Origin of the sequence: Rahnella perminowiae, from assembly GCF_019049755.1 — a bacterium.
Lineage (GTDB): Bacteria > Pseudomonadota > Gammaproteobacteria > Enterobacterales > Enterobacteriaceae > Rahnella > Rahnella perminowiae.
Genome location: NZ_JAFMOS010000202.1, coordinates 1 through 1,759 on the forward strand (window position 1 = coordinate 1; position 1,759 = coordinate 1,759).

Annotated in this window: 2 protein-coding genes; both read left to right on the top strand. The window is 53.3% G+C overall.

What is annotated here, in order from left to right; all coding sequences use genetic code 11:
• Nucleotides 1–440, top strand: a 440-nt coding sequence (ybaK, locus tag J1785_RS01270) for a Cys-tRNA(Pro)/Cys-tRNA(Cys) deacylase YbaK (protein WP_217218630.1), incomplete at its 5' end; no start/stop codon positions are given.
• Between the two features lie 45 nt (nucleotides 441–485).
• Nucleotides 486–1,697 carry an MFS transporter gene (locus J1785_RS01275; RefSeq protein ID WP_217218631.1) on the top strand — a complete coding sequence of 404 codons (1,212 nt, stop codon included), beginning with the start codon at nucleotides 486–488 and terminating at the stop codon, nucleotides 1,695–1,697.
• Nucleotides 1,698–1,759 lie beyond the last annotated feature (62 nt).

A 1,759-nucleotide genomic window follows, 5' to 3' on the forward strand; every position in this document is an offset into this window, starting at 1 on the left:
GCTTTACCCTTCACCCGTATGAACACAGCAGCGATGAAACCCATTTTGGCGATGAGGCCGTTAAAAAACTCGGCCTGGATGCCCGTCAGGTCTATAAAACCCTGCTGGTTTCACTGAATGGCGATGCTAAAAATCTGGCCGTAGCGGTGACGCCGGTGGCATCCCAGCTGGATTTAAAGAAAGTTGCGAAAGCGCTGGGGGCGAAAAAAGCCGATATGGCGGATCCTATGATTGCGCAACGTGTTACCGGTTATCTGGTCGGTGGCATCAGTCCCCTTGGGCAGAAAAAATTGCTACCGACGGTCATCGACAGCCCGGCGCAGACCTTCAATAGCATTTATGTTTCAGGCGGTAAACGCGGACTTGATATTGAACTGGCGGCAGGCGATCTTTGCCGTTTACTCAAAGGCCAGTTTGCCGATATCGCTAAAGTCGACTGACAGGCAGGTACTCTGCACCTCTACAATAAGAAGGCTTCCTCCGCTATGACAGACACGACGTCAACGCCGGTCAGCCCGCAGAAAAACGCAGTCAAAAAGACTGCGTTTTCTATTCTGGCGGCGATCAGCGTTTCTCACCTGCTTAATGACATGATCCAGTCGCTGATACTGGCGATTTATCCGTTGCTGCAAAACGAGTTTTCCCTGAGCTTCACACAGATCGGGCTGATCACGCTGACGTACCAGATAACCGCCTCGCTGTTGCAACCGCTTATCGGCTATTACACTGACAAGCATCCGCAACCCTATTCTCTGCCGATCGGCATGGGCTTTACGCTCTCCGGCCTGCTGTTGCTGGCGGTCGCGCAGAGTTTCCCGGTGGTGTTGCTGGCGGCGGCGCTGGTTGGCACAGGCTCTTCGGTGTTCCATCCGGAATCGTCGCGCGTGGCACGTATGGCTTCCGGCGGACGTCACGGACTGGCGCAGTCGCTGTTCCAGGTCGGTGGCAATTTCGGGGCTGCCCTGGGCCCGTTGCTGGCAGCGCTGATTATCGCGCCTTACGGTAAAGGCAACGTAGCATGGTTCTCACTGGCGGCATTGCTTGGCATTGTGGTGTTACTGCAAATCAGTAAATGGTATCGCCAGCAAAACCTGATCGCTAAAACACGCGGCCTGGTGAAAAGCCCGGTGGCCCTGTTGCCACGTAAAACGGTGATGCGGTCACTGGGTATTTTGCTGATCCTGATATTTTCGAAATATTTCTACCTGACCAGCCTGAGCAGCTATTACACCTTTTACCTGATACATAAATTTGGTGTATCTGTGCAAAACGCGCAGGTTCATCTGTTTATTTTTCTGTTTGCTGTGGCAGCGGGCACCATTATCGGCGGACCGGTGGGCGATAGGATTGGGCGCAAATACGTCATCTGGGCTTCGATTCTTGGCGTTGCACCATTTACGCTACTTCTGCCACACGCCAGTCTGATGTGGACCAGCGTATTGAGTGTAATTATCGGTGTAATCCTCGCCTCTGCATTTTCCGCTATTCTGGTGTTTGCGCAGGAACTGATGCCTGGCAAAGTCGGCATGGTGTCCGGCCTGTTCTTCGGTCTGGCCTTCGGTATGGGCGGGCTTGGCGCCGCGGTTCTCGGCTATGTGGCGGATAAAACCAGCATCGAACTGGTGTATCAGATTTGTGCCTTCCTGCCGTTGCTGGGGATCCTGACAGCATTCCTGCCAAATATTGAACGCAAATAGCTCTTAACCTTTCCTTCCCGGCTGCCGATAGTTAAATATCGGCAGCGTCTGAACCCTTATTC

Excerpts from the sequence above, each read along its gene's own strand:
- J1785_RS01275 (WP_217218631.1), top strand. The coding sequence starts at position 486 with ATGACAGACACGACGTCAACGCCGGTCAGCCCGCAGAAAAACGCAGTC.